This window comes from Brucella grignonensis, assembly GCF_002252505.1.
Taxonomy (GTDB): Bacteria; Pseudomonadota; Alphaproteobacteria; order Rhizobiales; family Rhizobiaceae; genus Brucella; species Brucella grignonensis.
In genome coordinates this window covers 1-357 of record NZ_NNRL01000018.1, presented here as the reverse complement: position 1 = coordinate 357, position 357 = coordinate 1, and the positions used below count along the sequence as shown (strand labels likewise).

Here is a 357-nt window from a genome sequence, read left to right as displayed (position 1 = left end):
TCGAAGCGCCGAACGAACCGCGGTTCTCTGCCCGCCCATTTGCCGCGTGTCGAAATGGTCGTCGATATCGATGACCATGCCTGCCCGTGCTGCAACCACAGTCTGCACCGGATCGGCCAATGCTTGGCTTCAAATCATATGTACCAGCGAATGCGACCTTGGCCGGTATCGAGATGGTTCACATGATGCGCAAGCGGCAGGGACGCTTCGCCTTCAATCCGGCGCCAACCCTGAAGGAACAGTTCGAGGCAATCGCCGCTTGAAATCCGTCAAACATACGGCCAACTGCGATCAACCAAATATTTGCGACACAACCTCTCCGGCCATGGCTTGCCCACCGGCCGCTTGCGCATCATG

1 pseudogene is annotated in these 357 nt (G+C 57.7%); it reads left to right on the top strand.

From position 1 onward, the window contains the following. Window positions 1–113: 113 nt before the first annotated feature. A pseudogene (locus tag CEV33_RS00230) lies at window positions 114–263 on the top strand (IS6 family transposase); the annotation flags it as partial. Between the last annotated feature and the right edge of the window lie 94 nt (window positions 264–357).